We start from the raw sequence: 22,582 nt of genomic DNA, 5'->3' as shown, positions 1-22,582 counted from the left end.
GGACCGGGGACATGGGTGAGTTGATGAAGGGCAAGCGCGGCCTTGTCATGGGCGTCGCCAACGATCGCTCCATCGCGTGGGGGATCGCCAAGGCGATGGCCGACGAGGGCGCGGAGCTTGCCTTTTCCTATCAGGGCGAGGCCTTCGGCAAGCGGGTCGAACCGCTGGCCCAGTCGCTCGGCTCCGACATCCTTGTCGATATGGACGTGACCGACGATGCCAAACTCGACGCGGGCTTCGCGGCCTTGTGGGAACGGTGGGACCGGATCGATTTCCTCGTCCATGCCATCGCGTTTTCGGACAAGTCGGAACTGACGGGGCGGTTCCTCAACACCTCCCGCGCGAACTTCAAGAACTCGATGGATATCTCGTGCTACTCGCTGATCGAAGTGGCGCGTCGGGTCGAGCCTTACATGACCGAGGGCGGCACGATCCTGACCCTGACCTATGGCGGGTCCAACCGCGTGACGCCGTTCTACAATGTGATGGGCGTGGCCAAGGCGGCGCTGGAGGCGAGCGTGCGCTACCTCGCCAACGACCTCGGCCCGCAGGGCATCCGCGTGAACGCGATAAGTCCCGGTCCGATGAAAACGCTGGCGGGCGCGGCCATCGGCGGCGCGCGCAAGACGTTCCGGCACACCGAGGCGAACTCGCCCCTGCGCCAGAACGCGACGCTCGAATCCATCGGCGGCACGGCGGTCTATCTCGCCTCGCCGTATGGCGAATGCACGACGGGCGAGATCATCACCGTCGATTGCGGGTTCCACGTGCTCGGGATGCCGCAGCCGGAAAATCTGTAAGCTCACGACCATCTATCAATGCAGGGGCGCGGGCCACGGTCCGCGCCCTTTTCGTGTCCGGCGCATGGGCCGGACGCTCTGCCGGTGGACGCCCCGATTGACCTGCGCTATCAGCGCCCGAACGCAGCGAGGAGGCTTTCCATGTCCGGCCACGGCACCCCGATCCCGATGACCAGCCGCAAGTCCGGCCCGCTCAAGGGCGTGGCGGACGTGCCGGGGGACAAGTCGATCAGCCACCGCTCGCTCCTGCTCGGCGCGATGGCCGTGGGTGAGACCCGCGTGACCGGGCTGCTCGAAGGCGAAGACGTGCTGGCGACCGCTGCGGCAATGCAGGCTTTCGGGGCCGAAGTGGAGCGGCTGGGCGACGGCGCTTGGCGGGTGAACGGTGTCGGCGTCGGTGGCTTTGCCGAGCCTGAAGACGTGATCGACTGCGGCAATGCGGGCACCGGCGTGCGGCTCATCATGGGCTGCATGGCGACCTCGCCGATCACCGCGACCTTCACGGGCGACGCCTCGCTCCGCTCGCGCCCGATGGGCCGGGTGACTGATCCCATCGCGCTGTTCGGCGCGCAAAGCTACGGACGCACGGGCGGGCGGCTCCCGATGACCGTGGTGGGCGCGAAGAACCCGGTGCCGGTGCGATACAAGACGCCCATGGCCTCGGCGCAGGTCAAATCCGCCGTGCTGCTTGCGGGCCTCAATGCCCCGGGTGAGACCGTGGTGATCGAGGCCGAGGCGACGCGCGATCACACCGAGCGGATGCTGGCGGGGTTCGGGGCCGAGATCAGCGTCGAGGACACGGGCGAGGGTCGCGTCATCACGCTGGTTGGTCAGCCGGAACTGAAGCCCCAGACCATCGCCGTGCCGCGCGATCCGTCCTCGGCGGCGTTCCCGGTCTGCGCGGCGCTGATCGTGCCGGGGTCCGACGTGCTGGTGCCGAACATCGGCCTGAACCCGACCCGCGCCGGGCTGTTCACCACGCTCATCGAAATGGGCGCGGACCTGACCTATGAGAACGAACGCGAAGAGGGGGGCGAGCCTGTGGCCGACCTGCGCGCGCGTTTCTCGCCCGACATGAAAGGCATCCGTGTGCCGGAAGAGCGTGCGGCGAGCATGATCGACGAATACCCGGTACTGTCCGTGGTCGCGGCCTTCGCGACCGGCAAGACCGAGATGGTCGGGGTGCATGAGCTGCGCGTCAAGGAAAGCGACCGGATCGACGCAATGGCGCGTGGGCTCGAGGCGAACGGGGTCACCATCGAGGAAGGCCGCGACTTCATGACCGTGCACGGCTTGGGTCCGGACGGCGTGCCGGGGGGCGGCACCGCTGCCGCGCGGCTCGACCACCGGATCGCGATGAGCTTCATGGTCATGGGGATGGCGTCCCAATCGCCCGTGAGCGTCGATGACGGCCAGCCCATCGCAACCTCGTTCCCGATTTTCGAGCCGCTGATGACGGGTCTCGGCGCGACCATCGAGCGTTCGACCGCCTGATATTGGCGGTTCCCTCGCCGCCGTTCCTCTGGCTTAGTGACGGCGGGGCTTGGGAGCGACGCATGGGACGCATCGGGATTTTCTGGATTTTGCTCGCCGTGACGCTTTTGGTCTACGGGCTTCTGGTCGGCTGGGCCGGGCAGGACATGATCGCGCTCACCAACGGGGCGTCGATCCCTGACCTGCGGGTAACGGGATATGGGGTCGATGACATCCGGGCGCTGCTCGACGGGGCCGAGCCGGGGTTTCCCGAAGCCTATGCGCGCATCTCGCGGACATGGGACGTCGCCGTGCCGGTCCTGTTCGGTGTGACCTTCGCCTACGGGATCTGGCTGGGGGGCGGGGCGTGGCGCTGGTTTGCTCTGGTGCCGGTGGTCATGGGCCTGTCCGACCTGACCGAGAACGCGCTGGTCACGCAAAGCCTGCTCACTGGCCCCGACGCCCTCGATCCGGGCACGATTGGGCGGGCGAGCGCCGCCACCATGCTCAAATGGCTGCTTCTGCCTGTGTCGATCTTGCTCCTCGTCGCGACTTTCTTCAAAACGCGGGCACGAGCGAGCAAGGGGTAGCGGTTTGAGCTTCACGGTAGCAATCGACGGGCCTGCGGCAGCGGGCAAGGGCACGATTTCCAAAGCGGTGGCGAAGCATTTCGGCTTCGCGCATCTGGACACGGGGCTGCTCTATCGCGCCGTGGGCAAACGTGTGCTGGACGGCGAAGACGCGGTGGCGGCGGCCCGGTCGCTGCGCGCCGAGGACCTCGAAGTGCTGGGGCTGCGCACGCCCAAGGTCGCGCAGGCGGCGAGCAAGGTGGCGGTCGAACCCGAGGTGCGCGAGGCGCTGGTGGATTTCCAACGCGCCTTCGCGGCGCGCGCAGGCGGCGCGGTTCTGGACGGGCGCGACATCGGCACCGTGATCTGCCCGGAAGCCGCCGTGAAGCTTTTTGTGACAGCCAGCCCCGAGGTGCGGGCGGTCCGGCGGCACAAGGAATTGCTCGAAACCGGGCATGACGCGGGTTACGACAGCGTTCTGGCTGACGTGCGCGCGCGCGACGAGCGGGACCGGACCCGCGCGACGGCGCCCCTGAAGCCGGCGGATGACGCGGTGACCATCGACACGAGTCACATGACGATCGAGGCGGCGGTGGCGGCGGCGGTCGCGGTAGTGAACAAGGTGCGCGGGGCCTGAGAGGTTTCGCCCGCTTGCGCGGGCGACCCGCTGGGGAGGCGCTGCCTCCCCAGACCTCCGAGGTATTTGTGGACCAGAGAAGGTGGACCGTCAGGCCCCTTTGCCGAAACTCGGGAAGAGGCGGCGCTTCGGTTGGCCCGCGTCTTCGATGTAGCCGAATGCTTCGAAGTCTTTCGCGTAGAGGACGACGATCTGGTCCAGGTCTTTGTCAGCAAGGTCGCGGCGCGTTGCGCCATCCACGCTCCGGTTTCTATGGGGGAGCGGGGCCCCGAGGTTTGCCGGATTCTGGAGTGCAGGCCAGTCACGACCAAGCGTTTCGAGATGGAATATCCGGTCTGGCAGGAGCGTGCCGTCGTCGCCCGCCAAGAAATCGACCTGCGGACGGACGAAGTGGAACTTGGCGCTGCGGTCGTCCGGGTCGCGCATGAACTGCGCAGGCAGCCAGTCGTGGACGAACTCCCCCAGAGTCTCGACCGGGCGCAGATGGTTGAACAGCGACACGGCGCGCGCGATTGGGTCGCGGACCACGGCGAAGGTGAAATAGTCCGCCCACATCTCATCCGTCACGTAGTGGTGGCGCGTGTAGTCGCGCGCGGACAGATGGGCGAGACGGGGTGGACCGACGGCTTTCGACGGGTTGCGCCCCAGCATCAGCGGCGCGCGCTGGCCCCATGTCAGGCCCAGATCGTCCAGAAACGCCTGTTCGACGCTTTGACCGCCGCATTTCGGGATATGGACGAAGATCGTGCGGTGGGGATGCGAGATCATGCGCCGAACCGGGCCTCGATGAGCGGCTTATAGGCCTGCCAACCCCGCGCCATGGCCGGGTCGATCCCCTGACGCACCTGCCATTTGGACAGGGTCGGCATGTCGCCCCCGGATTTCTCGGGCGCGGCGCAGGCGTCGGTCCAGTCGAGGCCGAGCGCCGTCAGAACGGGGGTCAGGGTGGCGCGCGGCGCGGCTGTCAGGGTGTCGAGGTGGATGTCATGCCACGCGGACCCCGCGCGCGCCGCGCCGAGCGCACAGAAGTCGAGGTGTCGGTCGTATTGCGCGCTCAGATCGCCCCAGTCGTAGCTGTAGCGGTGGCCGTCGCGGAAGTCGTTCTTGAAGCAGGACCAGCAGGTCGCCTGTTTGTCGCGGCGCATGTGGATGATCTGGGCGTCGGGAAACAGCATCGGGATCGCCCAGGCGAAGTAGTAGTTCTCCGGCATCTTGTCGACGAAGATGCCTGTGTTCGGGACGCCTTGCAGATAAGCGGTGCGGGCGGCCTCGAGCCGGTCGATGTCCAGCCCGTCGAGAAAGGCGATGTGCGGGTTGCGGCCCGTGCCGTCGCGCATGAGCGCAGGTCCAAGCGCGATCCGTTCGCCAAGGTTCGTGATTTCGGGGTGTGCGGCGAGCATTTGACTGATGAGCGAGGTGCCGGAGCGCGGCATTCCAAGGACGAAGACCATCCGGGGCGGTCTCGCGTCCAGCCGCAGGTCGGGGGCGGCGCGCACGGCGGCAAGCGTGTCGCGGGCAAGCGCCGCCATCGCGCCGTTGTCGTATCGGACGCCTTTCAGGCGATTGGCCGCGACCACCGCGTCGAAGGCTCGCTGGGGTTTGCCGAGATCGTCATAGGCCTTGCCCAACATGAACAGGAGTTGCGCGCGCAGCGGGGCCGACAGCGCCTTTTGCTTCGCGAAGCCTTTGATCCGGGCCAGCACCTTGTCGCCGGGAGTATAGGGCGTGCCGTAGGTGTAGATCCACAGACCGGCGAGGCTGCCGGGATCGGCCGCGAACACCTTGTCGAGCGCCGCGTGCATTTCATCGAACCGGCCCGCGTTCAGGGCCGCTTCGGCGGTGACGAGGTGCTGGTGCAACGTGTCGGTCATGATCTTCCCTTCACGGCGCATTCTGCCCGACATCGAGACGCCATGGAAAGGTGCCGCGCGGGTCCGCCCGCCGCTTTCACGCGCCGGTCAAAGCGTCCGCGCCAGCGGGAACAGGGCACGCAGCCGGGGCGAGCGAAGCCACAATCCGCCCCACATGAAAAGGCCGAGGTAGATGGAGAAGAGCTTGTTCGACAAAAGCGGCATGTCGGCGAAGACCTGCATCGTCATCGCACCGCCGAGGATCGCCATCGACAGCACCGCGCCAAGCACCGCCGTCGCCGGCACGGCATAGAGCAGCACGCAGATCAGTTCGAGGATGCCGATGATCAGAACCGGACTGCCTTCCCACCCGAGCGACACCATCGTTTCGTCGGCAATCGGCATCCCGGACAGTTTCGGATAGACCGACGCGCCGAGGATGAAGAGGATGTAGAGGCCGGACAACACCCAGCCGAGACGTGTCATGGTCTTCTGCGACATGAAAAACTCCTGATCGAACGCGTCATCGAAGCACTGCCGCTCCCCGTCCTGTCAAGGTGCTTTGCCCTTGCGTTATGGGGCCGAGAGCCGTATACGCGCGCCCAGACAGGCGTTAAGCCGCATGCCAGAGAGCGAGCAGGGTCGGGCAACCGGCCCTCTTTGTTTTGCGTAAGCCCGTCTGGAAACCCATGAAAGACCGGCGGAGACAACCGTCTGGCCCGAATAGAACTGTAAAGGAACTGATCCGCTTATGAGCGCTAACGCATCTATGGAGGAATTCGAGGCCCTCCTTAACGAATCCCTCGAAATGGACACGCCGGACGAAGGTACGGTTGTCAAAGGTAAGGTCATCGCTGTCGAAGCCGGCCAAGCCATCATCGACGTCGGCTACAAGATGGAAGGCCGTGTCGATCTGAAAGAATTCGCAAACCCCGGCGAAGCGCCCGACATCACCGTCGGCGACGAAGTCGAGGTTTACCTGCGCGCGGCTGAAAACGCCCGTGGCGAAGCCGTCATCTCGCGCGAGATGGCCCGCCGCGAAGAAGCCTGGGACCGTCTGGAAAAAGCCTATGCCGACGACGCTCGTGTCGAAGGTGCGATCTTCGGTCGCGTCAAAGGCGGCTTCACCGTCGATCTCGGCGGTGCCGTTGCGTTCCTGCCCGGTTCGCAGGTCGATGTCCGCCCCGTGCGCGACGCCGGCCCGCTCATGGGTCTCAAGCAGCCGTTCCAGATCCTCAAGATGGACCGCCGCCGTGGCAACATCGTCGTGTCGCGCCGTGCCATCCTTGAAGAGAGCCGCGCCGAGCAGCGTGCCGAAGTCATCGGCAACCTGTCCGAAGGCCAGACGGTCGAGGGCGTGGTCAAGAACATCACCGAGTACGGCGCGTTCGTCGACTTGGGCGGCGTCGATGGCCTGCTGCACGTGACCGACATGGCTTGGCGCCGTGTGAACCACCCGTCCGAGATCCTCTCGATCGGCGAGACGATCAACGTTCAGGTCATCAAGATCAACAAAGAGACGCACCGCATCTCGCTCGGCATGAAGCAGCTTCAGGAAGATCCGTGGGATCTGGTCGCTGCCAAGTATCCGCTCGAGTCGGTCCACAAGGGCCGCGTCACGAACATCACCGACTACGGTGCGTTCGTCGAGCTGGAGCCGGGTGTCGAAGGCCTCGTCCACGTTTCGGAAATGTCCTGGACCAAGAAGAACGTCCACCCGGGCAAGATCGTGTCGACTTCGCAAGAGGTCGAGGTCATGGTTCTTGAGATCGATCAGGCGAAGCGTCGCGTTTCGCTCGGCCTCAAGCAGACCATGCGCAACCCGTGGGAAGTCTTTGCCGAGACGCACCCCGAGGGCACACAGGTCGAAGGCGAAGTCAAGAACATCACCGAATTCGGTCTGTTCATCGGCCTCGACAACGACATCGACGGCATGGTGCACCTGTCGGACATCTCGTGGGACCAGCGTGGCGAAGACGCGATCCAGCAGTTCCACAAGGGCGACGTGGTCAAAGCCGTCGTCACCGAGGTGGACACGGACAAAGAGCGTATCTCGCTCTCGATCAAGGCGCTCGACGGCGACCCGTTTGCCGAAGCCGTTGGCGGCGTGAAGCGCGGCCAGATCATCACCGTGACCGTGACCGCGATCGAAGATGGCGGGATCGAAGTGGAATACGAAGGCATGAAGTCCTTCATCCGCCGCTCCGACCTGTCGCGTGACCGTGCCGAGCAGCGCCCCGAGCGTTTCCAGGTCGGTGACCACGTCGACGTGCGCGTGACCAACGTGGACGCCAAGTCGCGCCGCCTCGGTCTGTCGATCAAGGCCCGCGAGATCGCCGAAGAGAAAGAGGCCGTGGAACAGTTCGGTTCGTCCGACTCCGGTGCTTCGCTCGGCGACATCCTCGGCGCCGCGCTCAACAAGGGCGACGAATAAGCCTTTCGCGTAAAGCGATGAGAATTGAGACGGCCCCGGAGCGTTCCGGGGCCGTTTTCTTTTGTCGCGGCGACATGGCGCGCCGACCGCGATACACTTGGTTCAGGAGGGGCGTATGAGACAGAAACGCAAGGAATGGATGGGTGTCGTCGGCGCATTGGGTCTGGCCGCGTTTCTTTTGGGATTGTTCGGCGGCATCTACTCGCTCGGTATGGCGATCGCGCTGTCGGTGTCGGTGTGGGCGGTCGGTGCCACGCTCGTCCTCGCCCTGACCGACCCGCCCGAGGGCGACTGATCCGGCCCCCGAATCATAAGGTGCTAACCATGCGGTTCGCGGGGCCGTGGCGGGCGGTTTCGCCGGGCGCACCACCTAACGGTCGGGATTTCCATGAAAAAATCGGCACTTTGCCGCCAAATTCGGCGCGCGGCCCAAGCCTCGGCTGTTTCGCGACGAAATCTTTCCCCCTATAGTCAGGGGGTAAGCGGCGTGCTGCCAACAAACGCCGGTCAGTCCTTCGGGGGGAAGACGGGATGATCCGTTCGGAGCTCATTCAGAAGATCGCGGACGAAAATCCGCATCTCTACCAGCGCGATGTCGAGCGCATCGTGAACACCATCTTCGAAGAAATCATCGAAGCGATGGCGCGCGGCGACCGGGTCGAGTTGCGCGGTTTCGGCGCCTTTTCCGTCAAGCAACGGGATGCCAGAGTAGGGCGGAACCCGCGCACGGGTGAATCGGTTGATGTCGAAGAGAAGCACGTGCCTTTCTTCAAGACCGGCAAGCTGCTGCGCGACCGACTGAACGGGAACTGAAAGGCCCTTTCCCATGCGTTACATTCGCTACGCGTTTCTGGGCGCGCTGGCCGTGGTGCTTATCACCGTGGCGCTCGCCAATCGCAACATCGTCGAACTTCGTCTGCTGCCGGAAGAAATGGCCGGTTTTCTGGGCTGGAGCTGGACCATCAATCTGCCGCTTTTCATCGTCATCTTCCTCGCCATCATCGCGGGCGTGATGATCGGGTTCGTCTGGGAATGGTTCCGGGAACACAACCAGCGCGCCGAAGGGCGCCGGGCCAAATCCGCCGCCGTGAAGTTGGCGGGCGAGGTGCAGAGCCTCAAGCGCGAGAAGGCTGGGCCGAAGGACGATGTTCTGGCGCTTCTGGAGGATGGGCGGTAAGCACACGCCCATGACCGACATCCGAGTGAAAATCTGCGGGCTGACGAGCGCGGAGGCGGTGGCCGCCGCTGCCGACGCCGGTGCGCGTTATGTCGGCTTCGTGTTCTTCCCGAAATCCCCGCGCAACATCTCGGTCGATCTGGCTGCGGAGCTGGCCGCCGAGGTGCCGCCGGGCATCGCCAAGGTCGCGCTGGTGGTGAACGCGGACAACGCGGTGCTTGACGAGATCACGTCGCGGGTGCCGCTCGACATGCTGCAACTTCACGGCTCTGAAACGCCGGAACGGGTGGCCGAGGTGCGCGCGCGCTATGGCCTGCCGGTGATGAAGGCGGTCGGGATCGCGGATGCCGCCGATCTTGCGCGCATCGACGACTATATCGGCGTCGCCGACCAGATCCTCGTCGATGCCAAGCCCCCGAAAGAGGCGGAGCTTCCCGGCGGCAACGGTCTGGCGTTCGACTGGCGGCTTTTGCAGGGGCGGCACTGGACGGTGCCGTGGATGTTGGCCGGCGGCCTGACCCCCAGAAACGTGGCTCTGGCGGCGAAGCTGACGGGTGCACGGCAGGTCGATGTCTCGTCGGGCGTGGAAAGCGCGCCGGGGATGAAGGACGAAGGGCTCGTCCGAGACTTTCTGGGGGCGGTCCGGTGACCGTGACCTTCCGCGCCGCGCGCGCCGACGATGTGCCCGCGGTGATGGCCCTGCTCATGGAGGATCGCGCGCCGGGTGCGCAGCCGGTGCGGGACGACGATCCGGTCCAGATGTACCTCGCCATGATCGCCGACGGCACGACCCAGCTGGTCGTGGGGTGGCGCGCGGGCGAGGTCGTGGCCTGCTATCACCTGACGATCCTCCACCTCGTGTCGCCATCCACGCCGATCCGCGCACAGGTGGAATCGGTGCGTGTGCGCGCGGACCTGCGCGGGCAGGGGATCGGCGCGGCGATGATGCGCGATGCCGAGGACCGGGCGCGGGCGGCGGATGCCACGCTCATGCAGTTCACGTCGAACGCCTCGCGCGGTGACGCGCACAGGTTCTATGAACGGCTGGGGTTCAAGGCGACGCACGCAGGATTCAAGAAGGATCTGATCGCGCGTTAACCGGGGATTCACCGCGACTCGGCCATGGTTAACCCATGACACATCTCATCCCGCCTCAGAGCCCCGACCACTGGCTGTCCGCAGCTTTCACCTCCAACACCGCGACCTCCGGCGGCGTCATCAAGCGCCGGATCAGCGACATCGACCGGATCGTCGGGCGCGACCGTTTTCTGGGCGAAGTGCGCGCGCGCGGGTTTCAGGCCGTCGAAAACGGCGACAACCTGATCGTCTTCTGCAATGCCCAGCCCGTGCGGCTGGCCGCCCCCCGCGCCGGGGTCACGTCCCACTGATTGCCACGCTGCCGTGCTTGCTCTTGCCCGATGCCTATTCTAGGAACGGGCAAGACTGCCCGGGAGCGCGATATGGCTGACGATCTCTTCAATTCCTTCATGAACGGCCCTGACGAGAAGGGCCGGTTCGGCGATTTCGGCGGGCGTTTCGTGTCCGAGACGCTCATGCCGCTGATCCTCGAGCTTGAAGCGCAGTACGAACATGCCAAGACCGACCAGAGCTTCTGGGACGAAATGGAATTCCTGTGGAAGCACTATGTCGGCCGCCCGTCGCCGCTCTATTTCGCCGAGCGTCTGACCGAAGAGCTTGGCGGGGCGAAAATCTATCTCAAGCGGGATGAGTTGAACCACACCGGCGCGCACAAGATCAACAATGTGCTGGGGCAGATCATCCTCGCCCGCCGCATGGGCAAGACCCGCATCATCGCCGAAACCGGCGCGGGCCAGCACGGCGTGGCGACGGCGACCGTCTGCGCCAAATTCGGGCTGAAATGCATCGTCTACATGGGCGCGCATGATGTCGAGCGTCAGGCGCCCAACGTGTTCCGCATGAAGCTTTTGGGGGCCGAGGTCGTTCCGGTGACCTCCGGTCGCGGCACGCTGAAGGACGCGATGAACGACGCGCTGCGCGACTGGGTGACCAACGTGCGCGACACGTTCTACTGCATCGGCACGGTGGCCGGCCCGCACCCCTATCCGGCGATGGTCCGCGATTTTCAGGCGATCATCGGCAAGGAAGCCAAGGAACAGATGATGGAGGCGGAAGGGCGCCTTCCCGATACCATCATCGCGGCCATCGGCGGCGGGTCCAACGCGATGGGCCTGTTCTATCCGTTCCTCGACGACAAATCCGTGCGCATCATCGGCGTCGAAGCCGGCGGCAAGGGCGTGAACGAAAAGATGGAACACTGCGCGTCGCTGACCGGCGGTCGCCCCGGCGTGCTGCATGGCAACCGCACCTACCTGCTTCAGGACGAAGACGGTCAGATCCTCGAAGGGCATTCGATCTCGGCGGGTCTGGATTATCCGGGCATCGGGCCGGAGCATTCGTGGCTGCATGACATCGGGCGCGCCGAATACGTGTCGATCACAGACACCGAGGCGCTCGAAGCGTTCCAGCTTCTGTGCCAGACCGAAGGCATCATTCCGGCGCTGGAGCCGTCTCACGCGATGGGCCATGTGATGAAGATCGCGGGCGATCTGCCCAAGGATCACATCATCTGCATGAACCTGTGCGGGCGCGGCGACAAAGACATTTTCACGGTCGCCAAGGCGCTGGGCACGGATATGGCGGGTCTGAGCGACTAGTGATCGGCCTATAAACTCAGGTTTAGACCCGTCTGCGCCGGGTTTAAAACGCCGGTCATAAACCCGACGCTCATAGCCTGACCCATGCGTTCGCCGCAGCCTCTCCTCGGGTGCCACGATCCAGGCGCCGGAGGAGAACGCAAAGGAACGCATAATGAAACTCGACATTTTCAAAGTGACGGCAGCCGTATTGCTGTCGGCTGGTATCGCATCGGCCGCGCCGCAGGACACGATCAACGAGATCGTGAAGGGGCTCGCAGGCGAAGGGTTCACGCGGGTCGAAATCAAGAACCGACTGAATGGCGTCAAGATCGAAGCCCACGGCCCGAACGGTTCGGTGGAGCGGATCTACGACGGGAACGGCGTGCTGGTGAAGGAAGAAACGCACAGCCGTCAGGGCACGTTCGGCTTCGGTGACCGGGATCGGGACCGGGATCGGGACCGCAGCGGCCAACGCAGCGCCACCAATGGTTTCGCCCATGACGACGACGGCCCCGACCATGACCGCGACGACGATCACGGCGGCCGTGACCGGGACCGCGACCGCGACCGTGACGACCACGGCGGGCATGACAGTGACGACGACCACGGTGGGCGCGACCGCGACCGCGAAGACCGTGACCATGGCGGTCGGGATCGCGAAGATCGCGACGACGACTGAGCCTGCGACACAGGAACGCTCCCATCGCGATTGCGGCATCGGGTGGGGGCGTGCCATCTTGCGGGCGGGAGGAATGGATTTGCGGCGTCTCGTGATCGTGGCGGTTTGGCTTTTGGCGGGCACCGGGCTCGCCCGCGCCGACGTGGATCTCGACACGCTGATGCGCAGCCTGTCGCAACAGGGGTTCACGCGGATGCAGGTCTCGACGACCCTGCTGGGCAGAACCCGGATTTTCGCCACCTCAGACCAGTTTCATCGCGAAATCGTCGTGAACACGAACACGGGCGAGATCCTTCGCGATTTCTGGCAGGTGCGCTCCGAGTCCTCGTCCCGGTCCCAGGCGCAGATCCTCGATCCGTCCGGGGTGAGCGACAGGGACGACCGCGACGACCGAAGCGGATCGTCGGGCTCAAGTGGCCGCTCGGGGCGGGACGATCGCGACGACAGAGACTCGTATGACGACGACGACGATTACGACGACGACGACCGTGATCGCGACTCCGATCGTGAGGATGACGATTGATGCAGGGGCGGAGGCGACTGGCGCAGGACCGGGTCATCATCGTGATCGCGCTGGTCGTTCAGGCGCTCTGCGCCGGGTTCTTCATTTCCGACATTCTTTCCTCGCGCATCGGGTTCAGAAGCACGCCGATCCCGTGGCGGATGCGCGAGCTCATCGAAATCGGGGCTGCGCTTGGGCTCCTGCTCGGGTTCGTGCTGGGCGTTCTGGCTCTGACGCGGGTGCGCCGCCACCACCGGCTGGCCGAAGAGCGCCTGCGCGAGGCGTCGGCGGCGTTTCTGGACCTCGTGGCCAAACGGTTCGACGACTGGGCCCTGACGCCTGCCGAACGTGACGTGGCGCTGTTCGCCATCAAGGGGATGAGTCTGGCCGATATCGCGGCGGTCCGGGGCACGTCCGAAGGCACGGTCAAGGCACAGACCAACGCCATCTATCGCAAAGCGGGGGTGAGCGGCCGGGCCCAGATGTTGAGTGACCTGATCGACACGCTGATGGACGATCAGGTGATGCAGGACTTTCCGCCACCGACCGTCCCCGAACCGCATGAGATCGCGGCCAAGACGCGCGACGTCGAAGCCCGCTCATGAAAAGAGGCGGCGCACTGCGCCGCCTCTGATCCGTGAGAGAGACCTCACTTAGTTGGTGGAGTTCTTCACTTCCGTATCGGACTCCGTCTCGGCGTCGGCCGAAGCGCTTTCTTCCAGATCGTTGGTGGCTTCAGCGCCGCCACCGGCTTCGGTCCGGGTGTTCAGGTCGATGTCGATGTCGGGATCGATCGAACCTTCTTCCGGCAGAATCTCGGTGGTCTGGTTGCTGACGTTCGTGTCATCCGAGTCTTCGATCTCTTCGTCGGTGAAGATGGTGGTCGCGGCGTACTGGTCCACGCCCATTTCCATCTGCGTCATGGTGTCGGACACGACCATGCCGTCGGCGTCGAGGATCAGAATGCGGCCACCAGCGTCGCTGGACGCCATGAAGGTCAGGTTGCCGTCGCGGCCCTGACGCACGGTGTTCACATCGTAGCCTTCGGCGGTCAGGTCGGCCATGCCCTTGGCATAGACTTCCTGATTCAGGCCCGATTCCACGTTCTGAGCGAAAGCGGCCGTGCCGGCGATGAGGGCGACGGTCGAAAGGGTCATCAGCTTGCGTTTCATAACTTCAGTCTCCTGTTGTCCCCGCGTCTCGTTTAACCGCGGGCCCCGGCTGTTGTTGGCGGTCAGTTCACGTGGACCCTCATGGTCCGTCGAGGACCGCCCGCCGGGCGCTATGGTCTGCCAACACGAGACTCGATCATTTGGTTCCTCACCCCGGTGCGTTTTTTTCAAATGATTGATTTTTTAAGAAAAAGGGTGGCGCCAAGCGTTGGCGCCACCCTGTCCCCACCGATGTGATTTCGCCCCTGCGGTCAGGAGCCGAGACCCACGGACACGTCGAGGCCGATGCCCAGTCCGCCGTTCTTGCTGCCCGAGGCGCTGACGTCGGCATCGACATCGGCGTCGAGGCCCGATTGCCCGTCCGACGACCCGACCGCCGCGTCGACATCGGCGTCGAGACCGAGACCGGACGAGCCGTCCGCGCCGGATGTGCCGACGCTGGCTCCGGCCTCTGCCGCAAGGCCCGCACCGCCGTCCGAGCCAGCCACGCCGACGCCCACGTCTGCGTCGATGCCAGCGGCGACATCCGCCCCAGTGGAGCTGCCGTCGGTCGCCGGCCCATCGCTGCCGGGGTTTTCTCCGCCAGCCATGTCGTCGCCGTCACCCGGCGGCGTCATCGGATCGTCGGACGCGGCGTCTCCCGTCCGACCGTTTCCGGTATCCGGGCCGACCGGTGTGGTGACAGACTGGCGGGCGGCGGTGCGCAGGTCGCCGGTGCAGGCGACCTGTTCGTCCGACACCACGGTGCCGTCTTCGGACAGGATCAGGATCCGCCCGTCGTCACCGGCGCAGGCGTAAAACGTCAGCCGCCCCAGGCTGTCCTGGCGAACGGTGCCGACCGAATACCCTTCGGCGCGAAGTTGCGTGGTGCCCATCTGATAGACGCTGTCGTTCAAAGCCGTCTGTGCGATGGTCGGTGCTGCGGAACAGGCAGCGGCGATCGTTACTGCGGAAACACGTTGCGTAAAAGTCATTGTCTGGTCCTCTTCGGTCTGCGGTGACCCCCACCCAGATGGGGACGCGACAACCCGAGGCTTGATCGGACGAACCCGCCCGACCATCGGGCTGAACACGTAACCTACATGTTGGCCAAACTGCCGGCGGCCCGGATCAGTTCCCAATTGAGACGCAACAAATCGTTTCGCGTGAAAGTTGTGGCGCTTCCGCAATGAGAAGAGGCGGCACCGAAGTGCCGCCTCTCGCAAAGGTCAGGTCTGTCGGTCAGCTGTGTGACCGTGCGACCCCGGATTAGCTGTCGCTGTCAGCCGACAGGCCAAGGTTCAGGCCGGTGTTGAGGCCGATGGACGCGCTGCCGTCGCCATCGTCGCCTTCGCCTTCGACCGACACACCGGCGTCCACGCCAGCGCCAAGGCCGACCGAGGCGGAGTCGCCGCCGTCGTCGCCTTCGGCGTCGATCCCGACGTCAAGGCCGGTGCCGACGTTGACCGAGGCGGAGCCGTCGCCATCGTCGCCTTCAGCGTCGATGCCGATGTTCGTGTCCGACCCCACGCCAGCCGACAGGCTGCCCGAGTCGTCGCCATCGTCCGACATGGTTTCCACACCGATCATGGTGTCGGAGTCGGCCATTGCGCTCAGCGAGCCGCCGTCTTCGTCACCTTCGGCTTCGATCGCGGCCGAGGCGCTCAGGTCGGTCATCGTGTCCGACATGACGTCGCCGTCTTCGCTCATGATGAGGATACGGCCATTGGTGTTGTTGCGGGCCATGAAGGTCAGCGAACCTTCGCCGTCCTGACGCACCGAGTCGACGTTGTAGCCGTCGCCGCGCAGTTCAGCCATGCCCATCGCATAGACTTCTTGGTTGAGTTCAGCTTGGGCCGAGTCCTGTGCGAAAGCGGTCGCGGCAGGCGTAGCGGCCAGAAGGGCGATCGCAGTCATCGTAGCAAAGCGGTTCATAATCTCTCTCCAATCTGCTGTGGCACCCCTTGGATGCCCCTTCCAATGCGTTGGTCGCCGGGATCGCATCGACCGTCGTGGCCGGATGAGGGCGCCCCCCGTTGGAAGCTGTGACCGGACAACAGCCTCAAAGACCGAAAGTTCCTGTCTCGGCTGCGAAAAAACTTTAATTTTTCCAATGGGCTATCGGCTGAAACTTTTCGCGGGGCGGACTCGTGCCAGTTCAGTTGGTGCTGGAAACAAAGAGAATTTTTTTGAAGTGACTGTTCGCTTCGGGGGCCGGACGCCAGCCACGGCCAAATCAAGGGCCGCAACTTTTTTTCGGGTCGTTCAGATCGAATGCTCTTCCAGCACCCTCAGCGGGACGACTTCGAGCGCGCGTCCGTGGGTCGCTTCCAGCCGGACCTTGGGCGCGCACCCCTCGTCATGGGCCTGAAGGAACCGGGCGGCACACAGGCACCACTGATCGCCGGGCTTGAGGCCGGGAAAGCTGAACTCGGGCCGGGGTGTCGACAGGTCGTTGCCCACGTATTTCGAATAGGCGAGGAACTCGGCGGTCATGACCGCGCAGACCGTGTGATTGCCGGTGTCCGCGTTGCAGGTGTTGCAATAGCTGTCGCGGAAGTATCCCGTCTTGGGGTCGTCCGAGCATAGCAGCAATGTCCCGCCAAGGACGTTGATCGGTTCAATCGGTTCTGGCTTCATGGGCGGTCCGGGTGATCTGTCTCAGTCTCTCGACATTGTCTTCGAAGACGCCGGGTTCGGTAAAGCCCCGGTCGGCTGAATTGATCGCGATGACGACGTCGCGGGTGCGGTCGATCCAGATGTATTGACCATAGACGCCGATGGCGAAGACCTCGCCGGGCTGCGGATCGGCGGGCAGCCACCATTGGTAGCCATAGCGCGCCTCTCCTTGCGCGGTCGGCGCTGTGGGGGTCGTCGATGCCTCGACCCAGTCGGCGGGAACGATCTGCTGCCCCTGCCACATGCCGTCCTGCGCGATCATCTGGCCGAAGCGGGCATAGTCGCGGGTCCGCAGGTTGAGACCGCCCAGCACAAAGGCATTTCCGTCGCCGTCCGCCATGTAATAGGGGTCGGCTTCCAGACCGAGCGGCTCGATGATCCGGTCTTCGAGAAGCGGTGGAATGCGTTCGCCCGTCGCGCCGCGAATGACCATGCCAAGCACATGGGTATCCATCGAGACATAATACCACTCCGCCCCCGGCTTGGCACGACGATCCATCAGGTCGCGGGTGAAATCGTCAAGCGACCCGCCAAGCGCGATCACGCGGCCCATGCGGTTGATGTCGGACCAGAAGTCCAGATAATCCTCGTCGAACGCGACGCCCGAGGCCATGTTCGCCACCTGCGCGATGGTGGCACCGTCATAGGCCGTCCCTTCGAGCGATGGGGCATATGTGGTGACCGGATCGTCGATGGAGGCGATCACGCCCTCGTCGATCATGATGCCGAGCAGCGCCGACAGCCAGCTTTTGGCGACCGACCATGACACGCGTCGATCTTCGGGCGCGGTGCCTTGGTAATAGTCTTCATGGACGATCTCGCCCCCGGACAGGACGACCATCGCGGTCACGGTGCGGGTTTCGATCCAGTCGTCGATCCCATCGGGCAGCGTCACCGCCTCGCCCTCGGGCAAGGGCGAAACCGGGCCGTCGCCGCGCGACATCGGGACCGTGTTGAACAGCGCGTCCATGTTCGAGAAATTCTCGACGATGCGCCCCTCGTCGAACAGCGTCTGCACGGCCATGAGACGCTTGAGTTCCTCGCCGCGCGTGATGCCGATCAAAGCGGCAATCGCGACGACGGCGACGAGGATGTAACCCAGTTTGCGCATGATAGCACTCCCGATGCCCGGACTATGGCGTCAGGGGGCCTGCCAGTCCACCCAACGCCCGTGGAAATCGACGCGGCCGAGGTCGTGCACCTCGCCGCCGGGCCATGTGGTCAGCGTCATGGCCGCGCCCGGCCCCTGTCCGTCGGCTTCCATCGACAGCCGCGCGATGGGGGCGTCGAGGGTCGCGGCCTTGCCCGCCGCCTCGAACGCGATTTCACAGGCGGCCTTGGTGGCGGGCGGGAAGTATTGCCACGCGATCGTGTGGAACACGAGGTGGATGTGGCCGGGCCGCCGGATCGCCACGCGGATCGGCAGGAACGACATGGCGTCGCTCTGATCCACCTGCGCGTCATAGACCGCGATCGCCGCCCGCGTGCGCTCGATCCGCTCGGGCTGGTCGGCCCAGAGGTAGGACAAGAGGCGGCGTTCATCCGCCGGGTCGTGCACGTCCAGTGGGGCCACGTCGATCCCGCGCCGGTCCGCAACCTCGATCTTCGCCTCGGGCGGGCAGGGGCCGGTCCAGTCGGGCGACAGCGTGACGGCGGGATCGGCAGGCCCGCGATAGCCGCAGGGCAGGTCGAGCGCGTAGCGATCCCACATCAGGTTCAGTCCGGCGCTCGCGCCCAGTTCCGTCAGCACGAAGGGCAGGCCATAGCGGTCGGCGAGCCAGTGACCGGCGGCGATCATCACCGCCGAGCGTCGCACCTCGTTCGTCTGCGGCGGCAGCGCGAGATAGGTGAGCAGCGTGTCGGTCCGGGTGGCGAGCGCCGCGTCGAGGGCGGCGCCAAGCGTCGCGTCGTCCGTCGCCGGGTTCGGCGGGTAACAGGCGGCAAGGTCCGGGTCTTCGCCCGCCAGCACCAGCGCGTGCAGCCCGCCCAGCAGGCGCAGGGGCACCGATTGGCCCGAGGGGCCGATGTCGCCCTCGAAGGCGAGCATCCGGTCCATCACCGGGCTTCCCGGTGCGATGCGGTCAGCGACAAGGCGCAGGACACGAGCGGAGAACGGCGAGCCGAGAGCTTCGTTGCTCTTGGCCTGTTCGCGGAAGGCGGTGGTGAGACTCATCTGAACTTGTCGACCAGTTTCTGAAGCGGTGAACGGTCTTCCTGCGGTGCCGGCGGCTCCTTTGCCTTCGCAGGGGCGGGTTTCGGCGCGGGTTTTTCGGGCTTGGGTTTGGCACCCCCCGTGCGCAGCGCAACGGCATTGGTGAATTTGGCGTTGTCGTCCGTCACAAGATGCTCGGCCCCGTCCGAAATGCCGCGCAGCATGTCGTCGAGCCACTTTTCTTCCTGCTTGGCGAAGTCGGACAGCACGTAGGGCGACACGCGGTCCTTGTGGCCCGGATGCCCGATGCCCAGCCGGACGCGGCCATAATGCGGGCTGATATGCTGGTGGATCGACCGCAACCCGTTATGGCCCGCATGGCCCCCGCCCAGCTTCAGCTTCACCTTGAACGGCGGCAGGTCCAGCTCGTCGTGGAACACCGTCACGTCCGTCGAGTCGAGCTTGTAAAAGCGCATCGCCTCGCCCACCGACTGACCCGACAGGTTCATGAACGTCTCGGGCTTGAGCAGGATGACCTTCTCGCCACCCAGGTTGCCCTCGCTCACCTGTCCCTGAAATTTGGACCGCCACGGGGCGAAGCCGTGATCCTCGCGAATCCGGTCCACGGCCATGAAGCCGATGTTATGGCGGTTGCCCGCGTATTTGCTGCCCGGATTGCCGAGGCCGACGAACAGTTTCATGGCGGCAATCTAGGGGCGGACGGGCGCGAGGTAAATGTCCTGCCGTCCCGCTGGACTTTCATCCCGCCCGGTCTAGGATCGTCGCCAAAACCGGGCAGGGCGGATCATGGCGCAATTCACTTTGAAAGACATCACGCTTCGCGTGCCGGGCAAGGCGCTGACCAAGCCGCTGCGGGTGGCGTTGGAGACGGGCCGCTACGAATGGAACGAGCGCGACGCGATCGAACGGCATGTGAAGCCGGGCGACAAGGTGCTCGATATCGGGGCGGGGGCCGGCTACATCTCGATCATCGCCGGGCGCGCGGCGGGGCCCGAAAACGTGATCTCGGTCGAAGGCAACCCGGTGATGATGGAAGCGCTGCGCCACAACCTCGACGAAAACGGGGCGCAGGCGACGCAGGTGCTGCACGGGGCCGTGGTGGCCGACAATTTCGACGAGGAGACGGTTCTGTTCGCGGCGCGCGATGCGTTCTGGTCGTCCTCGATCGCGAACGAAAAGACCAATCCCGACAAGATCGTCGAGGTGCCCGCGCTGAAGCTGTCGGCGCTGCTCGACGAACACCAGCCCACGATCGTGTCGATGGATGTGGAAGGGGGCGAACTGGAACTGTGCCAGCAGCCCTGGCCGCCCTGTGTGCGCATGGTGGTGATGGAAATTCACACGAGCCAATATCCGCCCTCGGCGGTGAAGGCGATTTTCGACGGCATGTCGAGAAACAACATGACGCTCATGCCGTGGGGCACCCGCGGAGAGGTCATCGTGCTGCAAAGGTGCGATAAATGAAAAACGGGGCCTGATCGGCCCCGCTTCGTTTGTTCCACGATGGGAAGAGACTTACGCCTCTTCGCCCTCGGTCACATCCTCTTCGGCTTCGCCCTCGTCCTCGTCCGCACCGGCGGAGCGCAGGCCCGACGGGGCCGAGATGTTGGCGATCACGAAATCACGCTCGACGGTCGGCTTGGCGCCCTGCGGCAACTCGACGTCCGAGATGTGGATCACGTCACCGATGTCACGGCCGGCGAGATCGACGACGATCTTTTCGGGAATGTCACCCGCGACCACATCAAGCTCGACTTCCGGACGAACGTGCACGACCACGCCACCCTTCTTCACGCCCGGAGCCTTCTCTTCGTTGATGAACTCGACGGGAATGAACAGGTTGATGCGCGATGTGCGGCGCAGGCGCAGGAAATCGACGTGGGTCGGAAGATCCTTGACCACGTCGCGCTGCACGTTGCGGCAGATCACGCGGACATCGTCCTGACCTTCAACCTTGAGGTTGAAGAGGGTCGACAGGAAACGACCGTCCTTGAGCTTCTTGAGAAGCATGTTGAAGTTGATGTTGATCGGCAGCGGATCGACGTCGCCACCATACACGATACCAGGTACGTTGCCTTCGCGGCGTGCTTGACGAGCGGCCCCCTTGCCCGTCCCCGTCCGTACCGTGGCGTGAAAGTCAGGTATTTCACCAGCCATGGGTTTTCTCCAGATTGTAAAGGTCTGCGGCGTTCCTCCAAGGGTGCAACCCCGCATGAGTGCGCGCGTATACGCGGGAATCATGGGTTTGGGAAGGAAAAAAGCGCGCGCGCCCCGGCGGCCTCGCGGTGGCCCGCCGGGCCGGGCGAACGGGGCGCACTTTTCTTCATCGTTCTCCGAATACTTCGGGGAGTGCGAGGGGCAGCACCCCTCGTATGGTCCGACGGGGGCGCAGGCCCGCCACGAAACACGAATGCGTCGTGACGCCCGTTCCCGTTTGCGCTATCGGTCCCGGTGCATGACCCTGTACGACGCCCTCAGAATCTCCCGCGGACCGGCCTTCGTCCTGATGGCGACGGGCGTCTATTGGGGTGGCCTCGCGGGCATGATGCCCGACGTCAAGGCGCATGTGGCGGCCTCTGACGGGGTGATGGGCGCGGTGCTGGTGGCCCCCGCCGCGGCCTCGATCCTCGCGATGGGGGCGGCCCCCTGGGCTGCGCGCCGGTATGGCGGATATACCCTTCCGGTCGCGGCGATCCTGATCGCGCTGACGCTGCTTCTGTATCTCGTCGCCGATACGCCTTTGGCTCTGGCCGGCGCGCTGTTCGCGGGCGGCTTCGCGGTCGCCTTCGCAGATATGACCGCGAATATCCGCATCGCCCATGTCGAGGCGCGGCGCGACGTGCACCTGATGAACCTGAACCACGCGGCCTATTCGTTTTCCTTCGCGATCACGGCGCTTCTGATCGCGGGTCTGCGCGGCGGCGGATGGGATTTCAGAACCATCGCGATGATTCTGTCCGGCGTCGCGCTGGCCTATGCCGTGCTGGGGTGGGACAGTCGCGACCCGTCGAGCGGCGATGACGAGGCCGAGAGCGGCCCGGCGCGCCCGCCCATGATCGTGGTTCTTCTGGCCGGGGGGATGCTGTTCTGTTCCTTCGTGGCCGAGAACGCGACCGAAGGCTGGACCGCGCTGTTCATCGAACGCACGCTCGGCGGCGCGGTCGGCGAGGGCAGCTTCGGTCCCGCCGTCTTCGGCTTCGTCATGGGGGCCGCGCGCCTGTCGGGGCAGGCGCTGGTGCGGCGACTGGGGGCCGAACGGCTCATCCTGTCCTCGGCGGTGCTGGCCGTGATCGGGGCCATCGTGATCGCCCTCTCGCCGAGCCAGATCGTTATGCATGGCGGGGTGGTTCTGACCGCGCTCGGCGTTGCGGTCATCGTGCCCTCGACCAACTCGATCCTTGCGCGAAAAGTGAAAGGTCCGGCCCGGTCCATCGCCATTTCTCGGGCCTGGATGTTGGGATTGTTGGGGTTCTTCATCGGCCCGGCCCTGATGGGCGGGCTCGCGGAACTGGGCAGTCTGCGCCTGTCCTTCGCCGCCGTTGCGGTCTCCTCCGCCGCGATCATCCCGGCGGTTCTGGCGCTGTCGCGTCGGTAGAGTTTCCGAATTGTGCGGGCTGACGCCCGCGCAGGATGTGCGCGTCCCAGCCTCTGGCGGGAACACGCGGTGGGCGACCTTGCCCGACGGCGCATGCGGAGACGACGGTCGGAGCATGGGCTGGGGAGGCGCTTGAGGGGGCGATCCGCCCCTCAAGGCGCCATGTCCAGCATGAGGCGAGTCGC

General features: G+C 65.0%; 28 protein-coding genes. 17 read left to right on the top strand and 11 right to left on the bottom strand.

Going from position 1 to position 22,582, the window contains the following annotated elements:
* Positions 1–11: 11 nt before the first annotated feature.
* The 4 genes from HOY44_RS05670 (at position 12) to HOY44_RS05655 (ending at position 3,479) form a co-directional block, all read left to right on the top strand.
* A complete protein-coding gene (locus HOY44_RS05670; RefSeq protein ID WP_287433559.1) occupies positions 12–800 on the top strand; it encodes an enoyl-ACP reductase FabI in 789 nt (262 codons plus the stop codon).
* A 141-nt stretch (positions 801–941) separates the two neighbouring features.
* Positions 942–2,294: a 3-phosphoshikimate 1-carboxyvinyltransferase gene (gene aroA / locus HOY44_RS05665; protein WP_287433557.1), complete on the top strand. Its 1,353-nt coding sequence runs from the start codon at positions 942–944 to the stop codon at positions 2,292–2,294.
* Between the two features lie 62 nt (positions 2,295–2,356).
* Entirely contained in the window at positions 2,357–2,863 is a 507-nt protein-coding gene (locus HOY44_RS05660) for a hypothetical protein (RefSeq protein WP_287433556.1), read from the top strand.
* A gap of 4 nt (positions 2,864–2,867) precedes the next feature.
* A complete protein-coding gene (locus HOY44_RS05655; protein ID WP_287433555.1) occupies positions 2,868–3,479 on the top strand; it encodes a (d)CMP kinase in 612 nt (203 codons plus the stop codon).
* A 90-nt stretch (positions 3,480–3,569) separates the two neighbouring features.
* Here HOY44_RS05655 and HOY44_RS05650 read toward each other — a convergent pair whose 3' ends face one another.
* From HOY44_RS05650 to HOY44_RS05640, 3 genes are all read right to left on the bottom strand, one after another.
* Entirely contained in the window at positions 3,570–4,247 is a 678-nt protein-coding gene (locus HOY44_RS05650) for a sulfotransferase family 2 domain-containing protein (protein ID WP_287433554.1), read from the bottom strand.
* Positions 4,244–5,350, bottom strand: a complete 1,107-nt coding sequence (locus HOY44_RS05645; protein WP_287433552.1) for a sulfotransferase family protein — start codon at positions 5,348–5,350, stop codon at positions 4,244–4,246. The genes HOY44_RS05650 and HOY44_RS05645 overlap by 4 nt, the downstream gene beginning before the upstream one ends.
* Positions 5,351–5,437: 87 nt before the next feature.
* Entirely contained in the window at positions 5,438–5,830 is a 393-nt protein-coding gene (locus HOY44_RS05640) for a DoxX family protein (RefSeq protein ID WP_287433550.1), read from the bottom strand.
* A gap of 250 nt (positions 5,831–6,080) precedes the next feature.
* Here HOY44_RS05640 and rpsA point away from each other — a divergent pair, with 250 nt between their 5' ends.
* The 11 genes from rpsA (at position 6,081) to HOY44_RS05585 (ending at position 13,404) form a co-directional block, all read left to right on the top strand.
* Positions 6,081–7,763, top strand: a complete 1,683-nt coding sequence (gene rpsA / locus HOY44_RS05635) for a 30S ribosomal protein S1 (protein ID WP_040885185.1) — start codon at positions 6,081–6,083, stop codon at positions 7,761–7,763.
* 115 nt (positions 7,764–7,878) lie between these two features.
* Positions 7,879–8,058 (top strand): hypothetical protein, encoded by a 180-nt coding sequence (locus HOY44_RS05630; protein ID WP_040885186.1) that lies wholly within the window; start codon positions 7,879–7,881, stop codon positions 8,056–8,058.
* A gap of 236 nt (positions 8,059–8,294) precedes the next feature.
* A complete protein-coding gene (gene ihfB, locus HOY44_RS05625) occupies positions 8,295–8,576 on the top strand; it encodes an integration host factor subunit beta (RefSeq protein WP_008334268.1) in 282 nt (93 codons plus the stop codon).
* A gap of 13 nt (positions 8,577–8,589) precedes the next feature.
* Positions 8,590–8,940 (top strand): lipopolysaccharide assembly protein LapA domain-containing protein, encoded by a 351-nt coding sequence (locus HOY44_RS05620; RefSeq protein ID WP_008334269.1) that lies wholly within the window; start codon positions 8,590–8,592, stop codon positions 8,938–8,940.
* A 10-nt stretch (positions 8,941–8,950) separates the two neighbouring features.
* The gene (locus HOY44_RS05615) at positions 8,951–9,589 is read left to right on the top strand and encodes a phosphoribosylanthranilate isomerase (RefSeq protein ID WP_287433547.1); all 639 of its coding nucleotides are present in this window, start codon (positions 8,951–8,953) and stop codon (positions 9,587–9,589) included.
* The gene (locus HOY44_RS05610) at positions 9,586–10,038 is read left to right on the top strand and encodes a GNAT family N-acetyltransferase (protein WP_287433546.1); all 453 of its coding nucleotides are present in this window, start codon (positions 9,586–9,588) and stop codon (positions 10,036–10,038) included. Before HOY44_RS05615 ends, HOY44_RS05610 begins: the two co-directional genes overlap by 4 nt.
* 35 nt (positions 10,039–10,073) lie before the next feature.
* The gene (locus tag HOY44_RS05605; protein ID WP_287433545.1) at positions 10,074–10,328 is read left to right on the top strand and encodes an N-(5'-phosphoribosyl)anthranilate isomerase; all 255 of its coding nucleotides are present in this window, start codon (positions 10,074–10,076) and stop codon (positions 10,326–10,328) included.
* A 72-nt stretch (positions 10,329–10,400) separates the two neighbouring features.
* Entirely contained in the window at positions 10,401–11,636 is a 1,236-nt protein-coding gene (gene trpB / locus HOY44_RS05600) for a tryptophan synthase subunit beta (RefSeq protein ID WP_008334273.1), read from the top strand.
* Positions 11,637–11,790: 154 nt separating this feature from the next.
* Positions 11,791–12,297 carry a hypothetical protein gene (locus HOY44_RS05595; protein ID WP_287433543.1) on the top strand — a complete coding sequence of 169 codons (507 nt, stop codon included), beginning with the start codon at positions 11,791–11,793 and terminating at the stop codon, positions 12,295–12,297.
* On the top strand, positions 12,260–12,820 hold the full coding sequence (locus tag HOY44_RS05590) for a hypothetical protein (protein WP_287433542.1): 561 nt from the start codon (positions 12,260–12,262) through the stop codon (positions 12,818–12,820). The genes HOY44_RS05595 and HOY44_RS05590 overlap by 38 nt, the downstream gene beginning before the upstream one ends.
* Complete coding sequence (locus tag HOY44_RS05585; RefSeq protein ID WP_287433541.1) at positions 12,820–13,404, top strand: helix-turn-helix transcriptional regulator; 585 nt, start codon at positions 12,820–12,822, stop codon at positions 13,402–13,404. Before HOY44_RS05590 ends, HOY44_RS05585 begins: the two co-directional genes overlap by 1 nt.
* A 48-nt stretch (positions 13,405–13,452) precedes the next feature.
* On the opposite strand, the gene HOY44_RS05580 is transcribed toward HOY44_RS05585, so the two are convergent.
* The 7 genes from HOY44_RS05580 to pth form a co-directional block, all read right to left on the bottom strand.
* Positions 13,453–13,971 carry a hypothetical protein gene (locus HOY44_RS05580; RefSeq protein ID WP_008334277.1) on the bottom strand — a complete coding sequence of 173 codons (519 nt, stop codon included), beginning with the start codon at positions 13,969–13,971 and terminating at the stop codon, positions 13,453–13,455.
* Positions 13,972–14,222: 251 nt separating this feature from the next.
* The gene (locus HOY44_RS05575) at positions 14,223–14,945 is read right to left on the bottom strand and encodes a hypothetical protein (protein WP_287433539.1); all 723 of its coding nucleotides are present in this window, start codon (positions 14,943–14,945) and stop codon (positions 14,223–14,225) included.
* Positions 14,946–15,219: 274 nt separating this feature from the next.
* The gene (locus HOY44_RS05570) at positions 15,220–15,885 is read right to left on the bottom strand and encodes a hypothetical protein (RefSeq protein WP_287433537.1); all 666 of its coding nucleotides are present in this window, start codon (positions 15,883–15,885) and stop codon (positions 15,220–15,222) included.
* Positions 15,886–16,215: 330 nt separating this feature from the next.
* Positions 16,216–16,590: a DUF2237 family protein gene (locus HOY44_RS05565; protein WP_138421714.1), complete on the bottom strand. Its 375-nt coding sequence runs from the start codon at positions 16,588–16,590 to the stop codon at positions 16,216–16,218.
* Positions 16,571–17,740: a serine hydrolase domain-containing protein gene (locus tag HOY44_RS05560; protein WP_287433535.1), complete on the bottom strand. Its 1,170-nt coding sequence runs from the start codon at positions 17,738–17,740 to the stop codon at positions 16,571–16,573. Before HOY44_RS05560 ends, HOY44_RS05565 begins: the two co-directional genes overlap by 20 nt.
* A gap of 30 nt (positions 17,741–17,770) precedes the next feature.
* Positions 17,771–18,802 (bottom strand): DUF2332 domain-containing protein, encoded by a 1,032-nt coding sequence (locus HOY44_RS05555; protein ID WP_287433534.1) that lies wholly within the window; start codon positions 18,800–18,802, stop codon positions 17,771–17,773.
* Positions 18,799–19,482 carry an aminoacyl-tRNA hydrolase gene (gene pth, locus HOY44_RS05550; protein ID WP_008334284.1) on the bottom strand — a complete coding sequence of 228 codons (684 nt, stop codon included), beginning with the start codon at positions 19,480–19,482 and terminating at the stop codon, positions 18,799–18,801. Before pth ends, HOY44_RS05555 begins: the two co-directional genes overlap by 4 nt.
* Positions 19,483–19,588: 106 nt before the next feature.
* Here pth and HOY44_RS05545 point away from each other — a divergent pair, with 106 nt between their 5' ends.
* Positions 19,589–20,266 (top strand): FkbM family methyltransferase, encoded by a 678-nt coding sequence (locus HOY44_RS05545; RefSeq protein WP_287433533.1) that lies wholly within the window; start codon positions 19,589–19,591, stop codon positions 20,264–20,266.
* A gap of 51 nt (positions 20,267–20,317) precedes the next feature.
* On the opposite strand, the gene HOY44_RS05540 is transcribed toward HOY44_RS05545, so the two are convergent.
* The gene (locus HOY44_RS05540; RefSeq protein ID WP_040885193.1) at positions 20,318–20,959 is read right to left on the bottom strand and encodes a 50S ribosomal protein L25/general stress protein Ctc; all 642 of its coding nucleotides are present in this window, start codon (positions 20,957–20,959) and stop codon (positions 20,318–20,320) included.
* 298 nt (positions 20,960–21,257) lie between these two features.
* Here HOY44_RS05540 and HOY44_RS05535 point away from each other — a divergent pair, with 298 nt between their 5' ends.
* The gene (locus tag HOY44_RS05535) at positions 21,258–22,397 is read left to right on the top strand and encodes an MFS transporter (protein WP_287433531.1); all 1,140 of its coding nucleotides are present in this window, start codon (positions 21,258–21,260) and stop codon (positions 22,395–22,397) included.
* Positions 22,398–22,582 lie beyond the last annotated feature (185 nt).

The sequence above is a fragment of the Maritimibacter sp. genome (assembly GCF_016774595.1).
Lineage (GTDB): Bacteria > Pseudomonadota > Alphaproteobacteria > Rhodobacterales > Rhodobacteraceae > Maritimibacter > Maritimibacter alkaliphilus.
This window is presented reverse-complemented; position numbering and strand designations above follow the sequence as displayed.

Excerpts from the sequence above, each read along its gene's own strand:
- HOY44_RS05670 (WP_287433559.1), top strand. The coding sequence starts at position 12 with ATGGGTGAGTTGATGAAGGGCAAGCGCGGCCTTGTCATGGGCGTCGCC.
- aroA (WP_287433557.1), top strand. The coding sequence starts at position 942 with ATGTCCGGCCACGGCACCCCGATCCCGATGACCAGCCGCAAGTCCGGC.
- HOY44_RS05660 (WP_287433556.1), top strand. The coding sequence starts at position 2,357 with ATGGGACGCATCGGGATTTTCTGGATTTTGCTCGCCGTGACGCTTTTG.
- HOY44_RS05650 (WP_287433554.1), bottom strand. The coding sequence starts at position 4,247 with ATGATCTCGCATCCCCACCGCACGATCTTCGTCCATATCCCGAAATGC.
- HOY44_RS05645 (WP_287433552.1), bottom strand. The coding sequence starts at position 5,350 with ATGACCGACACGTTGCACCAGCACCTCGTCACCGCCGAAGCGGCCCTG.
- HOY44_RS05640 (WP_287433550.1), bottom strand. The coding sequence starts at position 5,830 with ATGTCGCAGAAGACCATGACACGTCTCGGCTGGGTGTTGTCCGGCCTC.
- rpsA (WP_040885185.1), top strand. The coding sequence starts at position 6,081 with ATGAGCGCTAACGCATCTATGGAGGAATTCGAGGCCCTCCTTAACGAA.
- HOY44_RS05630 (WP_040885186.1), top strand. The coding sequence starts at position 7,879 with ATGAGACAGAAACGCAAGGAATGGATGGGTGTCGTCGGCGCATTGGGT.
- ihfB (WP_008334268.1), top strand. The coding sequence starts at position 8,295 with ATGATCCGTTCGGAGCTCATTCAGAAGATCGCGGACGAAAATCCGCAT.
- HOY44_RS05620 (WP_008334269.1), top strand. The coding sequence starts at position 8,590 with ATGCGTTACATTCGCTACGCGTTTCTGGGCGCGCTGGCCGTGGTGCTT.
- HOY44_RS05615 (WP_287433547.1), top strand. The coding sequence starts at position 8,951 with ATGACCGACATCCGAGTGAAAATCTGCGGGCTGACGAGCGCGGAGGCG.
- HOY44_RS05605 (WP_287433545.1), top strand. The coding sequence starts at position 10,074 with ATGACACATCTCATCCCGCCTCAGAGCCCCGACCACTGGCTGTCCGCA.
- trpB (WP_008334273.1), top strand. The coding sequence starts at position 10,401 with ATGGCTGACGATCTCTTCAATTCCTTCATGAACGGCCCTGACGAGAAG.
- HOY44_RS05595 (WP_287433543.1), top strand. The coding sequence starts at position 11,791 with ATGAAACTCGACATTTTCAAAGTGACGGCAGCCGTATTGCTGTCGGCT.
- HOY44_RS05590 (WP_287433542.1), top strand. The coding sequence starts at position 12,260 with ATGGCGGTCGGGATCGCGAAGATCGCGACGACGACTGAGCCTGCGACA.
- HOY44_RS05585 (WP_287433541.1), top strand. The coding sequence starts at position 12,820 with ATGCAGGGGCGGAGGCGACTGGCGCAGGACCGGGTCATCATCGTGATC.
- HOY44_RS05580 (WP_008334277.1), bottom strand. The coding sequence starts at position 13,971 with ATGAAACGCAAGCTGATGACCCTTTCGACCGTCGCCCTCATCGCCGGC.
- HOY44_RS05575 (WP_287433539.1), bottom strand. The coding sequence starts at position 14,945 with ATGACTTTTACGCAACGTGTTTCCGCAGTAACGATCGCCGCTGCCTGT.
- HOY44_RS05570 (WP_287433537.1), bottom strand. The coding sequence starts at position 15,885 with ATGAACCGCTTTGCTACGATGACTGCGATCGCCCTTCTGGCCGCTACG.
- HOY44_RS05565 (WP_138421714.1), bottom strand. The coding sequence starts at position 16,590 with ATGAAGCCAGAACCGATTGAACCGATCAACGTCCTTGGCGGGACATTG.
- HOY44_RS05560 (WP_287433535.1), bottom strand. The coding sequence starts at position 17,740 with ATGCGCAAACTGGGTTACATCCTCGTCGCCGTCGTCGCGATTGCCGCT.
- HOY44_RS05555 (WP_287433534.1), bottom strand. The coding sequence starts at position 18,802 with ATGAGTCTCACCACCGCCTTCCGCGAACAGGCCAAGAGCAACGAAGCT.
- pth (WP_008334284.1), bottom strand. The coding sequence starts at position 19,482 with ATGAAACTGTTCGTCGGCCTCGGCAATCCGGGCAGCAAATACGCGGGC.
- HOY44_RS05545 (WP_287433533.1), top strand. The coding sequence starts at position 19,589 with ATGGCGCAATTCACTTTGAAAGACATCACGCTTCGCGTGCCGGGCAAG.
- HOY44_RS05540 (WP_040885193.1), bottom strand. The coding sequence starts at position 20,959 with ATGGCTGGTGAAATACCTGACTTTCACGCCACGGTACGGACGGGGACG.
- HOY44_RS05535 (WP_287433531.1), top strand. The coding sequence starts at position 21,258 with ATGACCCTGTACGACGCCCTCAGAATCTCCCGCGGACCGGCCTTCGTC.